Genomic DNA, 20603 nt, shown 5'->3' on the forward strand with positions numbered 1-20603 from the left:
AATTCCTTTATTGAATTTAACTATTTCATTAAGAACAACCTGTCGTCGCCCCACAGTCCAAACAAACATAGCAAGAACCGTTACGTTTGGTCATCCCTCCACAGTCAATACATAAAGGAGCCCCACTACTGGCTCGAATCGCCTCCAGATTATCTGTAGAAGAATGAGAACCCTCTTGTTCAGTCAGCTGCTGTATCATCGAATCTATAGACATAGGATGAGTAGCAGTTGGTGGTACATCAGCAAGTTTCACTCTGTTTTGATAAGCACGTAGTTCTTCCTGTTTGGGAGGAATTTGTACAAAGTCTGTTTTCTCTAGATATTCCATCCCCAATAAACGGAAAACGTAATCGATCACTGAAGTGGCCATTTTAATATTAGGATGTTCAACAATTCCTGATGGTTCAAAACGAGTAAAGGTAAGTGAGTCAACAAACTTTTGCAATGGAACACCATGCTGCAAACCTAAAGAAATAGCAACAGCAAAAGCATCTAACATCCCTCTCATAGTACTACCCGCTTTATGCATATCAATAAAGATTTCACCTAGTGTACCATCTTCATATTCACCTGTACGAACAAAGATCTTTTGCCCAGCAACTCTTGCCTCTTGGGTAAAGCCTTCCCGTTTCCGAGGTAGACGACGACGAACACTTGGCATATGTCCATTAGCAATTACTTCTTCTAGATGTTCATTTACCAAAGCAATCTCTTCTTGCTGTTCTTTCTCTTCTGCTTGATCTGATCGTGCGTTGAGAGGCTGTGAACTCTTCGAACCATCACGATAAAGAGCTACTGCTTTAAGCCCTAACCTCCAACCTTGTTCATAAGCATGTTGAATCTCCTCAACTGTAGATTCATGTGGCATATTAATTGTTTTAGAAATCGCACCACTTAGGAATGGTTGGGCTGCTGCCATCATACGTAGATGCCCCATAAAATGAATGTAACGAGTTCCGTGCTTCCCACAAGGATTGGCTGTATCAAAAACAGGATAATGTTCCTCTTTTAAGTGTGGTGCTCCTTCGATCGTCATCATTCCGCAAACCACATCATTGGCTTCATTAATCTGACTAGATGTAAATCCTAAAGCATGAAGCAAATCAAAATCTGAGGCTTCGTATTGATCTGGAGTAAACCCTAACCGCGTTAGACACTCATCTCCTAAAACAAACCGGTTAAAAGCAAATGAAAGCTCAAATACAGAGGGTAATGCTTGTTCGATCCAATTCAACTCTTCATCCATAAACCCTTTTTGTCTTAGTGTATTTCGATTCACATAAGGTGCATCTGTCAAAGAAAGAGTTCCAGTCACATAACGCAAGATATCTTCGATCTGTTCTTGAGTATATCCTAGATGTTTTAGGGCAGGCCGGATCGACTGATTAGCAATTTTAAAGTATCCCCCACCCGTTAATTTTTTAAATTTCACCAAGGCGAAGTCAGGTTCAACACCCGTAGTATCGCAATCCATCAATAAACCAATTGTCCCAGTAGGAGCAAGTAATGTGGTTTGAGCATTTCTGTAGCCATATTTTTCTCCCAACTTTAATGCTTCATCCCAACTGGTCCGTGCGGCTTCTAATAAATCAGGGGGGCAAAGATCAGGATCAACTCCCATTGGCTTCACTGTTAAACCTTCATACTCTGTCATTGGTGCATCATAAGCGGCTCGGCGATGGTTGCGAATCACTCGCAACATATGTTCACGGTTATTGGCATAAGCTTTAAATGCTCCTAGCTCTTTAGCCATTTCAGCTGATGTTGTATAAGAAACTCCTGTCATGATTGCCGTGATCGCTCCAGTCATCGCTAAAGCATGATCTGAGTCATATGGAATCCCTGAAAGCATTAGAAGTGTACCAATGTTGGCATAACCAAGTCCCAAAGTACGATATTCATAAGAGAGTTGAGCAATCTCTTTGGATGGATATTGCGCCATTAATACTGAGATCTCCAAAACAATGGTCCATAGACGACACGCATGACGAAAAGCAGGGATATTGAAACGGGTATTCTCTACATCAAAAAATTTCACCAAATTGAAAGAGGCTAGATTGCAAGCTGTATTATCTAAAAACATGTATTCCGAGCAGGGATTAGAAGCGTTAATCCGATTGTGACGAGCACCTAATTTTCCATCCATACCAGCTGGAGAAGTATGCCATTCATTAATCGTTCCATCATATTGTAATCCAGGATCAGCACATTCCCATGCCGCTTCTCCTATTTTCCTCCACAATTGACGGGCAGGAATCTGCTTACACACTTGACCATTCGTTCTCCACTTTAACTCCCAGACTCCATCTTCTGCTAACTTTTGAAAAAACTCATGAGGAGCTCGTACCGAGTTGTTAGAGTTTTGACCAGAGACTGTTTCATAAGCCTCTCCATTAAATGATGGGTCATAACCCGCAGCGATCAACGCTTTTACTTTTTTCTCTTCATGAGATTTCCAGTTAATAAACTCTTCTACATCAGGGTGATCAAGATCAAGACAAACCATTTTGGCTGCGCGCCGCGTTGTTCCTCCCGACTTAATCGCACCAGCTGCACGGTCTCCAATTTTCAAGAAAGAGAGCAATCCTGACGAAGTTCCTCCACCTGAAAGTGGCTCTCCTTTTCCACGAATGTTAGAAAAATTAGTCCCTGTTCCACTTCCATATTTAAAAAGACGTGCTTCTCGTACCCAGAGATCCATAATTCCATTTTCATTGACTAGATCATCTTCCACCGATTGGATAAAACATGCATGTGGTTGTGGACGACCATAGGCACTTTCTGCTTTTTTTAGTTCTTCTGATTCGGCATCTATGTAATAATGCCCTTGTGATTTTCCTGTAATCCCATAAGCAGAATGTAGACCGGTATTAAACCATTGAGGGGAGTTAGGGGCTGCCATTTGATGTAATAACATATACACTAATTCATCATAAAAGGCTTGTGCATCTTTTTTGCTATCAAAGTATCCGTACTTTTCTCCCCATTCTCTCCAACAATCCGCTAAGCGATGAATAACTTGTTTCACACTCGTTTCTGGTCCAGTAATGGGATGACCTTCTTCATCTAAAAGTGGAGCTCCTTCTTCATTACTTTGAGGCACTCCAGCCTTCCGAAAATATTTTGAAACCATAATATCAGAAGCAACTTGAGACCAGCCTTTAGGAATCTCTGCCCCTTTCATTTCAAAAACAATTGAACCATCAGGATTGGTAATCCGACAGTCTCGTAATGTATATTCGACCGATTGGTAAGGATCTTTACCAGGTTGGGTAAAAAATCGTTGAATTTTCATGATGTAACTCCTTCCGCTTCTCCTTACTCCTATGACTGTAGTTGATAACTCCACCAAGCAAAATCCATAAAAATAACAACCTCTATATATTGTAACTTATAATACATATAACCACTATATCTTGATAACATACAGAATATTGTTATCCATATGAAAAAGAGCTTGAGGTTTGCCAATTATTCCGGCAAACTAGAAGCGAAAAGTCTTAAGGGGGAGAAATCTATGATCATTTTATATCATGACCGATTCATTGAGCGTCAAGAAGCAAATGTTGACATTGAAGATCGAGCTTATCAGTTTGGCGATGGGATTTATGAAGTTGTTCGGGTTTACGGAGGGAAACCATTTTGTCTTCAAGAGCACCTCGAACGCTTTGAACGAAATGCTTCCGAAATTCGAATCTCACTTCCTTATTCCATTTCACAATTGGAAGAACATTTACTTCAATTAATTAAGCAAAATCAACTAGCAGATGGTAATTTGTATTTTCAGATCAGTCGCGGAACGTCTCCTCGTAACCATGCTTTTTCTGATCAACTCCAACCACTAATCATCGCTTATACACAGACTTCCAGTCGTCCAGTTAAGGAACTAGAGTATGGAGTAGGCGTAATCAGCGATCCAGATATCCGTTGGCTACGTTGCGATATTAAAAGCTTAAACTTATTGGGAGCTGTATTATCCAAACAAAAAGCCATTGATCACCAATGCCATGAAGCCATACTCGTTCGCGATGGTCATGTGACTGAAGGAAGTTCGACAAATATTTATATTGTAAAAGAGGGTACGATTTGGACTCATCCAGCGAATCATTTGATTTTGCCTGGAATTACACGGGCGATTACCTTGCAATTAGCGACCCAATGTAACATTCCTTTTAACGAAAAACCATTCACTCTTGAAGATCTTTATACAGCTGATGAATGTTTTTTAACTAGCACTACGATGGAAATCTGTCCGATCGTTCAAGTTGATCAAAAGCAGATCGGATCTGGGATGCCTGGCCCCGTGACGAAAAAACTTCAGGAAGCATTTAATCAAGAAGTCGCTAATCAATGTCATTCATAAACAGCTTCTAAAAATTTCATATACCATCTATTGTATCTGATCACTTACCATTTTTCTTGTTAAACATTACCGAAAAAGAAAAAACGACCACTGGTGAAAACCACCAGGGTCGTTTTTTTGATCAAGGTTATTATTCTTTGGGATTTTGTATCATGGTAAAACCATGATCATTATATAGGGTTGCATCACGTAATCCTCCAAATGCATCTCCTTGATTGTATTCCACTTCTGTTGTATATGATCCTTGCGTTACTTTCACCTTAATCGTGTTATAAGAGGTAATGATAGACATTTGAACAGGCTGATCTCTATTTAAGTTCCAGTTAATCTCTTGTTCCTTTATCTTTTCTTCGTTACGAGTTAAAGCTAAATGATTTTGAGCTAAATTCAAACGGTAACGAGCTCCGTCAATCATTTCCAAATCCATATGTAACAAATCACCCTTTTTTGGGGGCATAAAGATAAAGTTAGAGGCAGCTGAACTATCGATCCTCAACTTAGATTTAGAATAAACCAACAAATGATTTTGACCCTGATCATCAATATCTATAAGTCCTTGACCATAATCGAGTCGCCATGGTTGTTGATTCATTAATAAGTTATCAACCACAGTATGATTAGAAACATTGTAAATTTGAGGAACATACAAAATCGAGCCACTTCCACCTTCAAACCGAAGCGTAAATTCTTTATTAAAAACAAACTTTCCAATGTTTAACCACTTTTTCACTTGCCCCTCTTCACTAACATAGAGTCGTAACGGTTGATTGGGAAAGTGAAAAATTTCAAATGTGTACTTCTTACCTGGTTGAACTCGATATAAGTCTCCTGACCGATCGATCATATGTTGTTTGTCATCTAACTTTTGGAATACGTTGATTTTTCCTTCTTTATCAATCTGAATACCAAATGCAACAGATTGGTCGACCGTCTCTACAATCCCTTGAAATCCATTCAAAGTTTTAAGTTCAAATTCACCACGGATACTCGTATTGCCCACAATCTTTTCATCAAAGGTAAATACTTCCCCTTGATCAGTAAAATGGAAGCTTTGATAAAGCTCATCCGGTTTTACTTCTTTGTCCGAGTCCCCTTGAAATAGATTGAAAAAGCTGTTAGATGCAATTCCATTCCCTGGGTTGCTGATTTGGGAAACTGTGATAGAAACTAAAACCAAGGCCGCAGTAGCCAGAGCTACTGTTGTGTATAAGCTTTTCCTATTTTTTCTCTGCTTCGCTCCACGACTGAGCCCACTCTTCACCTGATCATTTGCTTTAATATATTGCTCCATCATCTCTTGAAGTTGTTTAATAGTAAATTTTTGATCCAAGCAACGTAAAGCAATCTGCATTATTTTTGAAGGGACACGCTTTTCCTCCAATTGCTTCTCATGCTGTTTTTGACCACGCTGAGGGGTTTGTCCTGCCAGCAAAAAAAACAAAAGTTCACGCCACTTTTCATCTGATGAACTCGGCTTCGAATCTTTAATATAATAAAATAGTAAAAGTGGTTGATTACCATCTAGCAATATGTTTTTAGGATCTAAAGTAGCTTGTAATGGCAATGGAAGTTGTTCTAAGTCCATTAAAGTTCGAAAACATTTATTTGCGATTCGAATCGCTTTTTCTGACTCCATCGGTTCATCCTTATTAACCACAAGTGGTAACGGATCTCCAGAAAAAGGAGGGTGTACAAGAATTAATTGATCTTCTTCTTCAAGTACATCTAAGACTGGAGCCAAATTAGAGTGTTGGAGCTTACATAATGCATCTGAGAATCCTTCAGGCAGAGGGCGGCGGCTATATTTGATGCGCTGCAAAAAAACTTGGGCACCATCCGAAGATTTCGCTTGGAGAAGTTGACCAGAGAAAAAATTAATCACATCTTCTACCTGAAATCGTTCGTAATACCGACGATGATTATGATTTTCTTCATGTTTCAACTGTTGTTTCCCCTAACCTTAAGATAATAGTAAGCAAAAACTGGGAAATTATAGCAATGATGAATACTAGCAATTTCATGCTAAACTTATAGACAAAAAAAAGCAAGTTTAAAATTGATTTCTTCAATATAGGAATCAAACTTCTTAGTTTTTTAATGATAATATATAAACATGAGAATGGCAATCCCCACCAACAAAAAGGTATATATACCAACAATTTTATTATTTTGAAAATATAATCGTTTATTTTTTATCATTTTTATTTCATTTTATAACTATTCATCTAAAAAAGACCATTAATCACAGTCGATATAATTTAAATATATTTAATGAATATATCTAGAATATCTATTTAAAAAGAGCTAATTTATAATTTTTTACTGAATATTTCACTATTTCTATCCCTTTTTAAACGATACAGTTTTAATAACCAATTATTTATATAAGTTGCGAGTCGAAAGACTCGCCCATTTCACAAAAAAATGTTTTATCGAAATGTCTTTCTTTCTTCTACTATTTTTTTTATGGTTTGTTCTAAAGGAGTAATCGTATATCCCAACTCTTGTTCAGCTTTAGCTGAAGAGTAGTAGATATTACGCCCTGCCAGTTTTGCCAAATCCCAAGCAAATATAGGCTCTTTTCCATTTAGGATCGAGATTCCCTCAGCTAGTAACGAAGCCACTTTCAAAACTCCTGAAGGTACAGAACGGATCTTCTGATGAGTCTCAGAAGCATCTGCTAATCGCTGAAATAACTCAATCATTGGTAGATTTTCCCCACCTAAAAGATATCGTTCTCCTATTTTCCCATATTCAGCTGCTAGCCGATGTCCTTGCGCGATATCCTCCACATCGCAAATATTTACACCACCACTAGGAGAGAGTGTAAGCTTTCCATCAACCACTGAATTGAAAAAACTAGAAGCCGCTGCTTGAACCCCAATCACTACTGTAGGGTTGACCACAACCGCTGGCAATCCTTGTGGAACCATGTCTAATACAGCTTCTTCTCCACGACGCTTTGCAATCGAATACTCAACTTGAAGCTGATCTCCGTTAAAGGGCTCATCTTCATCTATCACCCTCTCCCGTGGTAAACCTACAGCGGCAGCAGAGCTTGTATGTATAAAGCGCTTCACACCACTTTTTAGTGCTTCTTGTGCTATATTGCGACTTCCCATCACATTAATTTCAAACATGCGACTCTTTAACTTTTTTCCCCAAGTTACATCACCTGCTACATGGAATACCCAATCGATTCCCTCACAACAACCCTTTAATGTTTCGGCACGTGTCACATCACCTAACCGTGTAGAAATCGATTCAGGTAAGCCATTTAGGCATGAAGATGCACGATGTAATACAGTTACTTCATGACCTTCTTGATGCAAAAGATGAACGAGATGACGGCCAATAAAACCGGTGCCACCAGTAATTAGTATCTTCAATAGTATTCTCCTTTCATCTGTGAAACTTGTCCCTATCATCAGATTAACTAGTAAATCCATACAAGTCGAGCTTTACTTTAAATATCTAACCTTTCTTCCTATATATAACCAAGTTAAAAACACTCCCATACAAAAAATCCTCTACTCAAACCGAGCAGAGGATCGGTCCTGCCTATAAAAAACGAGTGCCACCCAACCAAAAACCACCATCCATCGTAATCACTTCTCCATTTATATATGCGGCCTCATCAGATAATAGAAACTTAGCTAATCCAGCTATTTCTTCAGGCTGACCAAATCGTTTGAGTGGAATCGACTGTTTTAATAGATGAGCCATCTTCTCATTCGCTATTAATTTTTCAGTTCCACCCGTGTTATCAATCGCTCCAGGAGCAATACAATTGACACGAATGCCATATTTACTTCCCCATTCAACAGCAAGTGTTTGGCTCATAGCTAATACTCCAGCCTTTGCCGATGCTGAATGTACCACACCTGCTGCCCCCGTCCATGCATATGTGGCTACAATATTTAAAATAGAGCCTGCATGCTTTTGTTCAATCCAATCTTTAGCTACAGTTTGTGAACAATACCAGGTTCCATTTAAAACAATATCGATCACTGAATGCCAACCATTGTGAGACAGATTTTCAGCTGGAACTACAAAGTTGCCTGCAGCATTATTTACTAAATGATCGATTTGACCAAATTTTTCTTTCGCCTGTTTAACCAAATCTTCTACTTGTTCTAGATTGCGAACATCCATAGAGACTGTTAATACTTGTCCATCAAAGGTTTCCATCTCTTCCTTAGCTGCTTGTAAGCGCTCACTATTTCGACCCGAAATTACAACATTCGCACCCTCTTGACAGAGACGAGCTGCGATCGCCTTACCCATTCCATTACTTCCACCTGTTACAATCACTGTTTTACCTTTCAAATTATCCACCACCCATAGATAGTAATCGGAACATTCATTCTTCATTATAGCTATAAATGAATATATATTCACCATACTCTGAGATGAATTTGTTTGTCAATACGTATGATAAGCATGATCTGAATAAGCAATCTTTTGTTGAATCCTAGTAGGTAATTGATTTAGAGATTCTCTTAAAAAATAGGGATACAAATCCGTCTTTTCCAGATCTTCTAAAGGAAACCATTGATATAAAAAAGCTACTCCTCTTTCATCTAATGAAACAAAGCTCTTTTTATCAAATGTTTCCTCAATTTTAAATATGGACTTACTGGGATCAAGTAAATAATAAAATCCTAACTCATGGAGCAACTCATCATTTACTTTAAAAAAGTCTTCTACAACCCATAAGAGTCGTTGAATCTCCACTTCTATTGTTAGCTCTTCTTTCATCTCTCGAATAATGGCATCTCGTGTATCCTCGTTCCACTCTACCCGACCACCAGGTAAACTCCAAAATTCATCTTTTAGTCCTCGATGTAAGCATATATGATCTTCATGAATGATCACCCCAGCAACTCGAAAATTAAATTTTTTTTGATTTTCGACTGTCAAAGACAACATACTTTAAACACTCCTTTCTTATTTTTTATAAGGAAACCGTTAGGAATTCCCAAATTACACAATGACCTAACGATTTCCATTCTTTTAAACAGTTGACTGTATAATCCAATCTTGTTCAATCTCAAATACTTTTCCTTGAAAAGAACCCAAATCTTCTTTAGAACGTGCCCAACGTTCCAACTCTGGTAACAGCCGTTTGGCAAAAATTTGATAGCGCTCTTGGTCACGCCAACAAGATAATACAAGATACCGATTAAGTGAAGTAAGTGAACGAGCAAAAACTCCTTTAACCATCCCTGGAGCATTTCCTAATCCAAGATTCCAAACACTTTCTTGCATCATTAGGTAATGTTCTAAATGATTCTCTTTTACCAAGCAGTCTGCGATCCGAATCGTTTGACCGGCTTGCACACAAGGAACAAATACCTGCTCAACTCTCCCACCATTAATGTTACACCACTTTTCAAATAAATGAACCTCTAAATGTTCAAAGGTTCCCGATTGACCCGATTTTTCGTAAATCTGGTCATGCATTATATTCATAAACTGGTCATACTTATCCTGATTTTCCCACATAGATACGATACATGCTTCTTCAGGATTTTTTAGATTCCATCCTCCGAATTGAATGATAAAACCAGGAGCTTTATTCATCTCTTGCCAGCCTCGTTGGCATTGATGAAAAGTATCTTTTTGTTGAGTCGAAACCGTACTGACAATCCATTTAATTAACATAAGGAACCTCCAGTGGTTCATCTCAATATCACAGTAACCATATATACTTCGCCTAATAAAAACTAGACTCTAAAAATCAAGTATTGAAGTATGAATGCAACTATTCCATTACCATCGTACCTATGAACTACTTACTCCTCAAGAGTGATCTTTCTTTCTTCACATCAATCGTTGATCCACCTCCATAAACTTAATGATTCCCACTCTGAACCCTCAACTAACCACACAAATCATTTTTAAAATGACTTTCAATTAAAAAAGGCTCCCCCATTCAGGAGAACCTTGATCCCTCAAAACACAGCTAATATTAAATCACTTGATTCTTTTCCTCAGATCGTAATTTCGCTTGGACTCTCGACTTCACTGGAAATAAGAGTCCAAGAGCAGCGAAGGAAATACATCCTACTAAAATACTTGGAATCCCCCAATGCGCAATGGAAACCAATGAGAGAATCAAGATCAAATCAAATACAGAATCTAGCACACTTAACAGAGACAATGTCGTAGCTCGACTTCCTGAAGAGATATACTGATTCCGTAAATGAGCATACATCGGCCAACGAATGGATCGTGCGACTCGTACAAATAAAGCGGCAAAAATTGCGGCTACTATACTTTGATCAAACCACAAAAACACAACATATCCCAGAATAATCGCCAGCCCTGATCCCCACATCCAAACTTCTTCTGAAGCTATTCTAGTTAATCTTCCCACTTGAAGGGAGGCTATTGTAGACAGTAAATAGCCCACTGCTAAGATGATGCCAAAGCTTTCTACAGGGATTTGTAACTGTTGCCACCAGGGTTGCTCAAAGGTGGTATAAACATAAGTGGTAATAAAAACAATGGTAAAGTTAGCAAAGAGAAAAAGGAGTGGTGGAGATTGTTTGATTTCTCGCCAACCTTGCCGAACATGATACCAAGATTGTTCACGAAAAGCAGACACAACGCTAGGCATCTTCAATCTTGATAAAAATATCATCTGAATTCCTGTAAAGAAAAGCTGGATCAGTAAGAGGATGGAGAATTGTGTATGTGTTAAATCCTTGGCCAACCACGCTCCTGCAATTAAGCCGAAAATCATAGGAATCATGCTAGCTGATTCAATTTTCCCAATCACTTTACCCATTTCAGCCGTCCGGTCATCTTCCTTTAAAGACTCGTAAACTAGTGCTTCATCCGCCCCAGAGAAAAAAGTTTCTGCACAACCAGATAAAACTCGACTCAAGTAGATCAGCCAAACATCTTTTGCAAACAGCAGACAAACAATCGATAGAATACGAAAGATCGATCCAAACAAAAACGCAGCTTTCGCCCCATATCGATCGGCAAAAGCACCTGTCGGAATTTCAAATAGTAAGACTGAACCACTAAAGCAAAGCAACGTAATAAAAATCTCTGTAGGCGTTAACCCGTGATACAGATAAAACAAAACAATCACAGGCTCCATAAAATTCATACCACCCATAAATTGGGCCCAATATAAAAATTTAATATTATGTTTGGATATGGACATGCAAGAATCTCCGTTTCATTTTAGCCACTACTTGGAGATCGCTCTCCTTTCACAGCATGATTTTTTTCTATAGCTTTGTTAGTTAACTGAACTGATGAGGATTTGATGTAGCAGACTATCATAGAAAACATCCTTTCTTTTTCCGAAAATAAAATTAGAATGACAACCAGCTGTCATTCTAGTAAATAAAATTTAAACTTTTCTATATTCCAATCATTATATTACATGTATAATTTCTTTTCTGTCAATATCGTTCGTTAATCACAGCCTCAGCTTCTATTTCAACTAACAATCCAGGGAGGATCAGCTTGTTCACTTCAACGATTGTTGTAACAGGCTGGGCTTCATCAAAGAAATCATTGTAGGCTTGACTGATTTCAGGCCATTCCGACAGATTCGTAACATAGATTCTTGTGCGAACCACATCTGTCAACGTAGCTCCTACTTTTTTTAACGCATACTCAATGTTAGAAAGCACCTGAATCGTTTGACGATAAGGGTCATCCTTGCCAACAATTTCTCCATTTCGTTGCATTGCGTGGGTTCCACCAATATACACCCACTGACCTTTCCGAATCACTTGAGAGCAACTAATTTGTTGACCTTTGGGGCTATGATCAGAAATCCTCATATGTTCCATAGTTTAGAATTTCTCTCCTCTCCATACAAACTTCTCCTGAACCAGTTTACAGATCTAGATGAGAAATGAAAAGTGCCCCGCAAATAACGGGGCACTTCAACTATTTTTTCCAACGTAAAACAGGCTTCCGTGCTGCTGTTACTTCATCTAAACGTTTCACAACGGTATGGTGTGGAGCATCTTGAACAACTTCAGGAGTTTCTTCAGATTCTTTAGCAATTTGGATCATCACATCAATAAATCGGTCTAAGGTCTCTTTACTTTCTGTCTCAGTCGGTTCAATCATCAAACACTCATCCACGATTAATGGGAAATAAGTGGTTGGTGGATGGAAACCAAAGTCCAGAAGCCGTTTAGCGATATCTAAAGTCCGTACCCCTTGTTTTTTCTGACGAGTTCCAGCAAGAACGAATTCATGTTTACAGTGTTGTTGATAGGGGAGGTCATAATAAGGAGCTAATCTTCTCATCATATAGTTCGCATTTAAGACCGCGTATTCGGAAACTTGGCGTAACCCTTCAGGTCCCATCGTCCGAATGTACGTATATGCACGTACTAAAATACCAAAGTTCCCATAGTACCCTTTGACTCGCCCAATCGATTGTGGGCGCTCTTCATCTAAATAATAGGTACCATCTTCTGTCTTTTCGACAATTGGTTTCGGTAGAAATGGGATTAATTCTTTCTTAACCCCAACAGGACCTGCACCCGGTCCGCCACCTCCATGTGGTGTGGTAAATGTTTTGTGTAAATTCAAGTGGACGACGTCAAAACCCATATCTCCAGGACGTGCCCAACCTAAAATTGCATTGGCATTAGCACCATCATAGTAGAGCATTCCACCAGCTTCATGCACAAGATCAGCAATCATCGCAATATCTTCTTCAAATAATCCCAATGTATTTGGGTTCGTCAACATGAGGGCAGCTGTATCGTTCCCTAATGCTTTTTTTAATTCCTCGACATCAACAAGTCCTTTTTCATTAGAAGGGATCGTGATCGTTTTAAATCCAGCAACCGATGCACTGGCGGGGTTCGTTCCATGAGCAGAGTCGGGTACAATTACTTTATCCCGTCCCCCTTCTCCACGACTTTCATGGTAAGCACGAATCATCATCAATCCGGTCCATTCACCTTGAGCCCCTGCGGCTGGTTGGAGTGTTACTTGATCCATTCCTGTAATTTCAGCTAAATCTTGTTGTAATTCATATAGAAGTTGTAAAGCTCCCTGAACTGTCTCTTCAGGCTGATATGGATGGATATTAGCAAATCCAGCAAATCGTGCTACATCCTCATTAATCTTTGGATTGTACTTCATCGTACAGGAACCTAGCGGATAAAAGCCATTATCCACACCATGATTTCTACGTGAAAGCTCCGTATAATGTCTCATTAAGTCTAGCTCAGAGACTTCAGGCAGTTCTGCAGGTTCGTCTCGGAACAACTCAGTTGGAAAAGAGTCGATCTCTGGAACATCACAAGACGGTAAACTGTAGGCGACACGTCCAGGTTGACTCATCTCAAATATCAATTCTTTTTCTTTGCTCACAGTAATCCCTCCAATGCATCAGCCAGTTGATCAATCTCTTCTTTTGTACGCATTTCAGTAACAGCAATAAGTAAATATCCTTCTAATTCTGGATCATCTTTTCCTAAATCGTAACCTGCTATGATTCCTGACTGTAAAAGCTTGTCTATGATCTCTTGCACAGGTTTGTTTAGTTGGATGACGAACTCATTGAAAAATGGCTGCGCAAAAGGAACTGTCACACCTGAAACCTTTGCTAACCGTTTTTGGGCATAGTGGGCTTTATTGATATTTAAACGAGCCACATCTTGAATCCCTTGTTTACCTAAAGCGGACATATATACAGATGCAGCTAGTGCATTTAACGCTTGGTTTGAACAAATATTGGAGGTTGCCTTATCCCTACGGATATGCTGTTCACGAGCTTGTAATGTAAGAACAAAGCCACGAACTCCATCTTCATCAACGGTTTGTCCAACGATCCGCCCTGGAATTTTTCTCATCAAAGCTTTGGTCGTCGCAAAGAAGCCACAATGAGGTCCACCAAATGAAGCGGGAATTCCCAAAGGTTGTGCATCTCCTACCACAATATCTGCACGATATGCACCAGGTGGTTTTAAAAGACCTAACGACAGCGGATTACTACTTACGATGAATAAACCTTTATGAGCATGGGCAAGTGGTTCGATTTTCTCCAGATCTTCAATATTCCCGAAAAAGTTAGGAGATTGCACGATCACCGCAGCTGTTCCTTCATCAGCAATCTCAGCCAGTTGTTCTAGATCTGTCACTCCGTCCACACAAGCCACTTCTCTGATCTCTAATCCTAATCCTTGAGCATTGGTTTTTAAAATTTGCCGTGCTTCAGGATGAACTGCTCGAGAAATAATAATTTTCTTTTTACGTGAGGAACTGGCGGCAAGACTTGCTGCTTCTGCGAGTGCAGTTGGACCATCATACATCGATGAATTGGCTACATCCATGCCTGTCAATTCACAAATCATTGTTTGAAACTCAAAAATAGCTTGTAGCTCCCCTTGACTAATCTCAGGTTGGTATGGAGTATAAGCGGTATAAAATTCAGACCGTGAGATAACATGATTCACTACACTAGGAATATAGTGCTCATAGACTCCGGCTCCTAAAAAAGAAGTATATTGATCAAAAGAACCATTTTTACCCGCTAACTTCTTCATATAACGGAGTAGTTGTGGCTCAGGTAATGACTCTGGGATTTGGAGACTCTTTGGATAACGAATTGACTCAGGGATCTCAGCAAATAGTTCTTCTACTGATTGGACACCAATTGTATCTAACATGTCTTTCTTGTCTTGCTCAGTCATGGGTAAATAACGATATTTCATAGCCCATTCATCCTCCCCACTCTGTTCCAAGTTCTTTTATTTTTGTCTTTTATAAAAAGGTGTTTTCACTACTTTTGCCTGAAGACGCTTCCCACGGATCTCAACTTCGATTTCTTGATCCAACTGCGCATATTCCTTTTGAAGTAAAGCTAGACCCACATTTATTTTCAATGTTGGAGATTGGGTTCCAGTAGTAATTTCCCCTACTTGTTGATCATTTACAAATACAGGGTAATGCGTACGTGGAATTCCTCGATCAATCATTTCAACCCCAACTAATTTTCTTGGTGCACCCTCATCTTTTTGCCGAGCTAGCACATCACGCCCTATAAATTCACCTTTTTCGGGTTTGACTGCAAATCCTAAGCCAGCTTCAATCGGGGTGATCGACTCAGACAATTCTTGACCATATAAAGGTAACTTCGCTTCAAAACGTAAGGTATCACGAGCACCTAAACCACATGGCAATAATCCTTCTGGCTGTCCTGCTTCCACAATTGCTGTCCACAGATGGGGGGCATCATTAGCTGAGAAGTAAAGCTCAAACCCATCTTCACCCGTATACCCTGAACGTGAAACGAGTACTTGAACCCCTGCAACCTCTACTTGTTGTTTAAATTTGAAAGGGCGGATTTCTGATAAAGAAGTATCCGTCAGTGTTTGTAAGATTTTTTCAGACAGAGGTCCTTGAACAGCCAATTGAGCGATTTCGTCGGAAATATTTTTTACTGTTACATCACCTGTCTGATGCCTGTTAATCCACGCTACATCTTTATCAATATTAGCTGCATTAATAACAAGCAGATAGGTTTGTTCACCTGTCTGATAAACGAGCAAATCATCAATGATGCCACCTTCTGGATTACACATCATCGTATATTGTGCATCACCAATTCTTAATTTCGCCGCATCATTCGTTGTTATTTTTTGAATAAACGAAAGAGCATCCGGTCCACTAATCTCTACTTCTCCCATGTGAGATACATCAAACAGACCCGCTTTTGTACGAACTGCCTCATGCTCTTGCTTAATTCCAACAAATTGAACAGGTAGCTCCCATCCACCAAATGGAATCAATTTCGCCTGTTCTTTGTAAACGTCATACAAGGGGGTTCTTTTTAAATCTGACATTCTTCCACCTCCAAAGACATTAAAAAAGACAGAGAAATCCCCTAAACATCGTTTGGGAAATTTCTCTGTCCTATAACCTGAGAGTTGACTCTGTCCTAATACAGAGTTGCCCCGTGGGTGGCTCGATCAACCGAGCTCTCTCCAGAGTGACGTCCAGCGGGCCTCCTTTTGCCTGAGAGATTCACCCTTGATCGGGTTTGCTCCTTCGGCGCCACCCTCATCAGGTGGTCTCTCCTCCCGCCTTCAACCGCCGAACAATATCTCACTTACTACTCACATTGTGCCATAAATCCCGTAACATTACGAGTTATTTTGAAGAAAAAATACGGATTTTCGCTTCAACACCTATGAAACCGCTACCATTTCATCCGCCAAATGATATGTATCATGCATGATTTCATATGTATTGATTCATACTAAAATTGCAATCCATTGCTATAGAAAGGTGGAAACCACGTATGCATTCACTTCCGATCCATATCGATCGACAATGGTTATCCCCGTTTCTACAAAATTTAGAACAAGATAGCGGCTGGTCATCTTGGGAACGGTTTCAATTAGCTATTGAAGCTACAGAGAAACAATTAGTTCCTACATTTGACTCTATCCAAAGTTTAAAACAAATTCAAGGCTTTGAACCACTTCCTCATCAAATCGATGTTGTTCAGCGAGTCGTCAATGAAATGAATGGGCGAGCGATTCTTGCTGATGAAGTAGGACTCGGTAAAACCATTGAAGCTGGTTTAATCTTAAAAGAGTACATGATCCGTGGCCTTGTCAAAAAAGTGCTCATCCTCGTTCCCTCTTCTTTAGTTTTACAATGGACACGAGAACTAAATCAGAAATTCCAGATTTCAGCTATTGCACAAAAAAAAGAGTGGATGTGGGATCGCTATGACATTATCGTCGCTTCCATGGACACAGCCAAACGAGACCCACATCGGCAGTATATCCTAAAAAACCACTATGATCTATTAATTGTTGATGAGGCTCATAAATTAAAAAACCGTCGCACAAAAAACTGGCAATTTATTAATGAGTTACAAAAAAAATATTGCCTTCTACTAACTGCAACCCCAGTTCAAAATGAAATGGAAGAACTGTACAACTTGGTTACCTTATTAAAGCCCGGACACCTTGGAAAGCAATCACATTTTCAAAGTGATTACGTTGCAGGAAAACGGAAAGCTAAAAATGAAAAGCAATTACGTGAGGAAGTAAGTCGGGTATTGATCCGTAATCGTCGTCGTGATGGAAACCTTCATCTAACCAAACGGATCGTAAAAACCATACCTATTGAACTTTCTCCTGCCGAACGTGCCCTCTATGAAGGTGTAACCCAATTTGTGCGGAGCCGTTATCAAAACGGGGCTGGAGATTTAAAAAGCATGCTAGCCCTTCTCGTTCTACAAAAAGAGGTTTGTAGCAGTCGTGACGCTGTTTTTCACACGTTATTTAAATTATTTCAACGTAGAGAGGAAGGAAAAGAATCACTCTCTCCAGAAGTGGCTCATCTCGCAGATCTATTGCGAAAAGTGACTTCCTCTTCCAAAGTCAATGCTGCTGTCCAACTCATCAAAGAAATATCTCCTGAAAAAGTCATTTTGTTCACAGAATATCGAGCGACACAAGAAATGTTGATGCGTGAACTATCCAATGTTGGCATCCATGCGGTTCCATACCGAGGCGGTTTTAATCGAAATAAAAAAGATTGGATGATGGAGTTATTTAAAACGAGAGCTCAAGTCATGATTGCCACCGAAGCGGGTGGTGAAGGAATCAACCTACAATTTTGTCACCATATTATTAATTTTGATATGCCATGGAACCCGATGCGTGTCGAACAAAGGATCGGACGGGTTCATCGTCTTGGTCAGACCAAAGATGTATTTATTTATAACTTTGCTACACTTCATACCATTGAAGAACATATCATCTGGTTATTACAAGAAAAAATTCAACTCTTTGAAACCGTGATCGGCGAACTGGAAACAATCTTGGAAAAAATAGAAAAAAATGAGTCATTTGAACAAACTTTGATGAAAATCATGTTGGATTCAGATGAGGAGAAACAAGTAAGAGATCGTTTACAGGATTGGAGTCAGTCGTTTAAAGAGACTCAACAAGAGGTAGAACAACAAAAAAAACAACAGGAGGTGAAATGGTATGGATCAGCAGGAAGTTAGAGAGTTTGTAGAACGATATATGGAACATCATCAGTGTCAAGTGATTGAATCAACCCCTTCCTATCTACAGACACAACTATCGATCGAAGTAGATAAAGATTTATTAAATCGTCCTTTTTATTGGATGTATGTAGAAAAATTAAACCAAGAACCACAACCTGCTCAATTTTGTTTCATCTTTGATCTTGAGAATCATCCCCCTGACCAGCGAGGCGAATATATATTTTTTGGTTCACCTCGCTTTTCTCAAATGTTACAATCTGCTCAAAAGCATGGACGCTTTGTGCGACTTTATCAGGAGGCTCCAGGGTGGGAGCTCTCCCTTCACTCTAAACCATATATCCCTTGGCTGTTGATTAACTTTAAACTCTCGTACATCTGCGATCAGAAAAAAGATCGACTCAACTCATTGGGGATCAATCTTTACACAGGAGAAATCAAAGATAACTTTTATCCATGGATTCAAACTTTTTCATGGACCTCCCAAATACCCGTAAAACGCCATCTGCTATCTAAAAGACTTTCCATTCCAGAAGCTGTAGGTGAGTTGGAATATTATCTTCAAGATCAGTTACATCAAGAGGATTTGAGCTGGGCGGAAGCGGCTAAAGAGCGTTTACAAATGGAAATGAATCAATTAAATAGTTTTTATCCAGAAGGAGAAGTGCAAAATGAGGAGAAAGAAAAAGAAAAAAAACAACGCATACGAGAGATGATTTGGCAGTATCATCCTCGTGTCGAAATTGAAGTGGTGAACGCAGGAATTTTTTATATGAACCCTTCATCTGAGTCTCTGTCATCTTAATGTTGGATGTTCGTAACATAAAGAAAGAAAAAGTTACAATATTGTGATGTAACTGTATCATTCTTATCCAATAATAGATATTACCATTAAAACGAGGGGGTCCTTTTCAGATGAAAAGGTACTTGTACATCTATCATCAATACGGCAAACGCGGACAAGTCTTTTATCAACACTTAGATGATGTGATGAAGCGGGCTTTTTGGGATTCTGAATGGGGATTTGCCTGGGTTGAAAAAATTATCGACACCTTCACAGGTGAACAATACGTCTTTTCTCCAAAAGCAACTGACCCTGACAAATGTAGAGATGTCTATTTATATTGGTATAAAAAGGGATGGATTTCTGAGGATGAGATGCCCGCCGAAGTGGCTAAACAGATCACTCCTAGAAAAAAAACGACTACATTTTCCTTTGGTGATCTACTTGCCAAAATTATTTCAATATGATCGGACTAGATGAAAACTGCCCTGCTAATTAACTATACTCTCCGTATTACCGCAGGGCTACATGTCATACAAAAAAACAAACCATGTTAAGATAACCATGGTTTGTGATGATTCTCTTTTCGATCTGAGAAATATAAAAAAAGTAACAATCGGTACCGTTGGTTTAATTCCTGTAGATAGACCGAAAAGTATTCTCCATTTTTCCTCAATAAACTAAAACAAGCAAGGTCTAAAAAGCAAATCACCTCTTGCAAATGCTGATGTTCTTCAATCCAGTCTTCATGTAACATGTGATCAATGGAACTGTCTACCTTTTCCGACACGGATCGGACAAGCTCTAGCCCGTTCTCTTCAGAAAAATGGTTTAACAGATGGACACTTTCATCCACTCTTCTTAATACTTCTCCCCACTCATTGGAACAAGTGTGCAATTCCAATGCCATTCTGCACCACCCCAGAAAATCTCTACTCTGGCTTAATCAAAGCCGATATCCAAATCTCTCCATTTGATACTACATTTTTCTCCCTTTCTCAGCCAAAACCCTCCCTATTGGATCATTTTTGTGTGTGGTTTTGTGTCGGAGATTTACAATTATTGTTGAATCAATGGTCGATGGGATGATTTTGTCGAATTCGATTCGTTAGTCTGATAAGATGGTTTCTGACTTTTATCTCTATATTGAATGTTGCCTATGAAAGCTTATGTATTTACTTTAAAATGAAAGATATGAGTAGTGTCAATTACGTAATATTTACCTGCACGATCAGGCGTCGGAGCCCGATTTTCGCCCTCCATGAGCTTGTGCCTTGCAAAGAAGAGAAGAAGTCCGCTCCACCCTTCGATTCCGGGAGGAGGCAAAAGGCATCGAAGAAGCTCAAAGAAGAGTTGCCTCCTCTTTTCCTCCATCGAAGGGTTCCACTAAATTGCGGCACAAAGTCATTTCGTGCGAAATATCG

General features: G+C 39.3%; 16 protein-coding genes and 1 riboswitch. Of the genes, 4 read left to right on the forward strand and 12 right to left on the reverse strand.

From position 1 onward, the window contains the following. Window positions 1–28 precede the first annotated feature (28 nt). On the reverse strand, window positions 29–3295 hold the full coding sequence (locus tag EDD58_RS00240) for a vitamin B12-dependent ribonucleotide reductase (RefSeq protein ID WP_131922839.1): 3267 nt from the start codon (window positions 3293–3295) through the stop codon (window positions 29–31). A gap of 222 nt (window positions 3296–3517) precedes the next feature. Between EDD58_RS00240 and dat the strand changes: the two genes are divergently transcribed. Further along, complete coding sequence (gene dat / locus EDD58_RS00245; RefSeq protein ID WP_131922840.1) at window positions 3518–4363, forward strand: D-amino-acid transaminase; 846 nt, start codon at window positions 3518–3520, stop codon at window positions 4361–4363. A 130-nt stretch (window positions 4364–4493) separates the two neighbouring features. Here dat and EDD58_RS00250 read toward each other — a convergent pair whose 3' ends face one another. From EDD58_RS00250 to gcvT, 10 genes are all read right to left on the reverse strand, one after another. Beyond that, entirely contained in the window at window positions 4494–6305 is a 1812-nt protein-coding gene (locus EDD58_RS00250; protein ID WP_131922841.1) for a hypothetical protein, read from the reverse strand. A 487-nt stretch (window positions 6306–6792) separates the two neighbouring features. Further along, window positions 6793–7752, reverse strand: coding sequence for an NAD-dependent epimerase/dehydratase family protein (locus EDD58_RS00255; RefSeq protein WP_165875714.1), 960 nt, complete (start codon window positions 7750–7752; stop codon window positions 6793–6795). Window positions 7753–7924: 172 nt separating this feature from the next. Next, window positions 7925–8692: a 2,4-dienoyl-CoA reductase gene (gene fadH, locus EDD58_RS00260; protein WP_131922843.1), complete on the reverse strand. Its 768-nt coding sequence runs from the start codon at window positions 8690–8692 to the stop codon at window positions 7925–7927. Between the two features lie 96 nt (window positions 8693–8788). Further along, window positions 8789–9295 (reverse strand): NUDIX hydrolase, encoded by a 507-nt coding sequence (locus EDD58_RS00265; RefSeq protein WP_131922844.1) that lies wholly within the window; start codon window positions 9293–9295, stop codon window positions 8789–8791. A gap of 84 nt (window positions 9296–9379) precedes the next feature. Beyond that, a complete protein-coding gene (locus tag EDD58_RS00270; RefSeq protein WP_165875715.1) occupies window positions 9380–10030 on the reverse strand; it encodes a DUF4937 domain-containing protein in 651 nt (216 codons plus the stop codon). Window positions 10031–10337: 307 nt separating this feature from the next. Continuing rightward, window positions 10338–11546 (reverse strand): MFS transporter, encoded by a 1209-nt coding sequence (locus EDD58_RS00275; protein WP_131922846.1) that lies wholly within the window; start codon window positions 11544–11546, stop codon window positions 10338–10340. 244 nt (window positions 11547–11790) lie between these two features. After that, on the reverse strand, window positions 11791–12186 hold the full coding sequence (locus tag EDD58_RS00280; RefSeq protein WP_131922847.1) for a Rid family hydrolase: 396 nt from the start codon (window positions 12184–12186) through the stop codon (window positions 11791–11793). Window positions 12187–12286: 100 nt separating this feature from the next. Beyond that, window positions 12287–13705 (reverse strand): aminomethyl-transferring glycine dehydrogenase subunit GcvPB, encoded by a 1419-nt coding sequence (gene gcvPB, locus EDD58_RS00285; protein WP_243648633.1) that lies wholly within the window; start codon window positions 13703–13705, stop codon window positions 12287–12289. A 26-nt stretch (window positions 13706–13731) separates the two neighbouring features. Then, on the reverse strand, window positions 13732–15078 hold the full coding sequence (gcvPA, locus tag EDD58_RS00290; protein WP_131922849.1) for an aminomethyl-transferring glycine dehydrogenase subunit GcvPA: 1347 nt from the start codon (window positions 15076–15078) through the stop codon (window positions 13732–13734). A gap of 36 nt (window positions 15079–15114) precedes the next feature. Continuing rightward, window positions 15115–16209 carry a glycine cleavage system aminomethyltransferase GcvT gene (gcvT, locus tag EDD58_RS00295; protein ID WP_131922850.1) on the reverse strand — a complete coding sequence of 365 codons (1095 nt, stop codon included), beginning with the start codon at window positions 16207–16209 and terminating at the stop codon, window positions 15115–15117. Between the two features lie 150 nt (window positions 16210–16359). Then, window positions 16360–16456: riboswitch (glycine riboswitch) on the reverse strand. Window positions 16457–16667: 211 nt separating this feature from the next. On the opposite strand from gcvT, the gene EDD58_RS00300 reads away from it, so the two are divergent. The 3 genes from EDD58_RS00300 to EDD58_RS00310 all read left to right on the forward strand — a co-directional run bounded on the left by EDD58_RS00300 (window position 16668) and on the right by EDD58_RS00310 (window position 19646). Further along, window positions 16668–18395 carry a DEAD/DEAH box helicase gene (locus EDD58_RS00300; protein WP_131922851.1) on the forward strand — a complete coding sequence of 576 codons (1728 nt, stop codon included), beginning with the start codon at window positions 16668–16670 and terminating at the stop codon, window positions 18393–18395. Further along, window positions 18376–19200, forward strand: coding sequence for a YqhG family protein (locus EDD58_RS00305; RefSeq protein WP_131922852.1), 825 nt, complete (start codon window positions 18376–18378; stop codon window positions 19198–19200). Before EDD58_RS00300 ends, EDD58_RS00305 begins: the two co-directional genes overlap by 20 nt. Window positions 19201–19310: 110 nt before the next feature. Beyond that, window positions 19311–19646, forward strand: coding sequence for a hypothetical protein (locus tag EDD58_RS00310; protein WP_131922853.1), 336 nt, complete (start codon window positions 19311–19313; stop codon window positions 19644–19646). Window positions 19647–19732: 86 nt separating this feature from the next. Here the strand turns inward: EDD58_RS00310 and EDD58_RS00315 are convergent, their stop codons facing one another. Next, a complete protein-coding gene (locus EDD58_RS00315) occupies window positions 19733–20089 on the reverse strand; it encodes a hypothetical protein (RefSeq protein WP_131922854.1) in 357 nt (118 codons plus the stop codon). Between the last annotated feature and the right edge of the window lie 514 nt (window positions 20090–20603).

It is taken from the genome of Hazenella coriacea (assembly GCF_004341825.1).
Classification (GTDB): Bacteria; Bacillota; Bacilli; order Thermoactinomycetales; family Thermoactinomycetaceae; genus Hazenella; species Hazenella coriacea.

Coding starts and splice junctions, on each gene's coding strand:
- gcvPA (WP_131922849.1), bottom strand. CDS start 15,078: ATGAAATATCGTTATTTACCCATGACTGAGCAAGACAAGAAAGACATG.
- EDD58_RS00270 (WP_165875715.1), bottom strand. CDS start 10,030: ATGTTAATTAAATGGATTGTCAGTACGGTTTCGACTCAACAAAAAGAT.
- EDD58_RS00280 (WP_131922847.1), bottom strand. CDS start 12,186: ATGGAACATATGAGGATTTCTGATCATAGCCCCAAAGGTCAACAAATT.
- EDD58_RS00310 (WP_131922853.1), top strand. CDS start 19,311: ATGAAAAGGTACTTGTACATCTATCATCAATACGGCAAACGCGGACAA.
- gcvT (WP_131922850.1), bottom strand. CDS start 16,209: ATGTCAGATTTAAAAAGAACCCCCTTGTATGACGTTTACAAAGAACAG.
- gcvPB (WP_243648633.1), bottom strand. CDS start 13,705: ATGAGTCAACCTGGACGTGTCGCCTACAGTTTACCGTCTTGTGATGTT.
- EDD58_RS00240 (WP_131922839.1), bottom strand. CDS start 3,295: ATGAAAATTCAACGATTTTTTACCCAACCTGGTAAAGATCCTTACCAA.
- EDD58_RS00265 (WP_131922844.1), bottom strand. CDS start 9,295: ATGTTGTCTTTGACAGTCGAAAATCAAAAAAAATTTAATTTTCGAGTT.
- EDD58_RS00315 (WP_131922854.1), bottom strand. CDS start 20,089: ATGGCATTGGAATTGCACACTTGTTCCAATGAGTGGGGAGAAGTATTA.
- dat (WP_131922840.1), top strand. CDS start 3,518: ATGATCATTTTATATCATGACCGATTCATTGAGCGTCAAGAAGCAAAT.
- EDD58_RS00305 (WP_131922852.1), top strand. CDS start 18,376: ATGGATCAGCAGGAAGTTAGAGAGTTTGTAGAACGATATATGGAACAT.
- EDD58_RS00300 (WP_131922851.1), top strand. CDS start 16,668: ATGCATTCACTTCCGATCCATATCGATCGACAATGGTTATCCCCGTTT.
- EDD58_RS00275 (WP_131922846.1), bottom strand. CDS start 11,546: ATGTCCATATCCAAACATAATATTAAATTTTTATATTGGGCCCAATTT.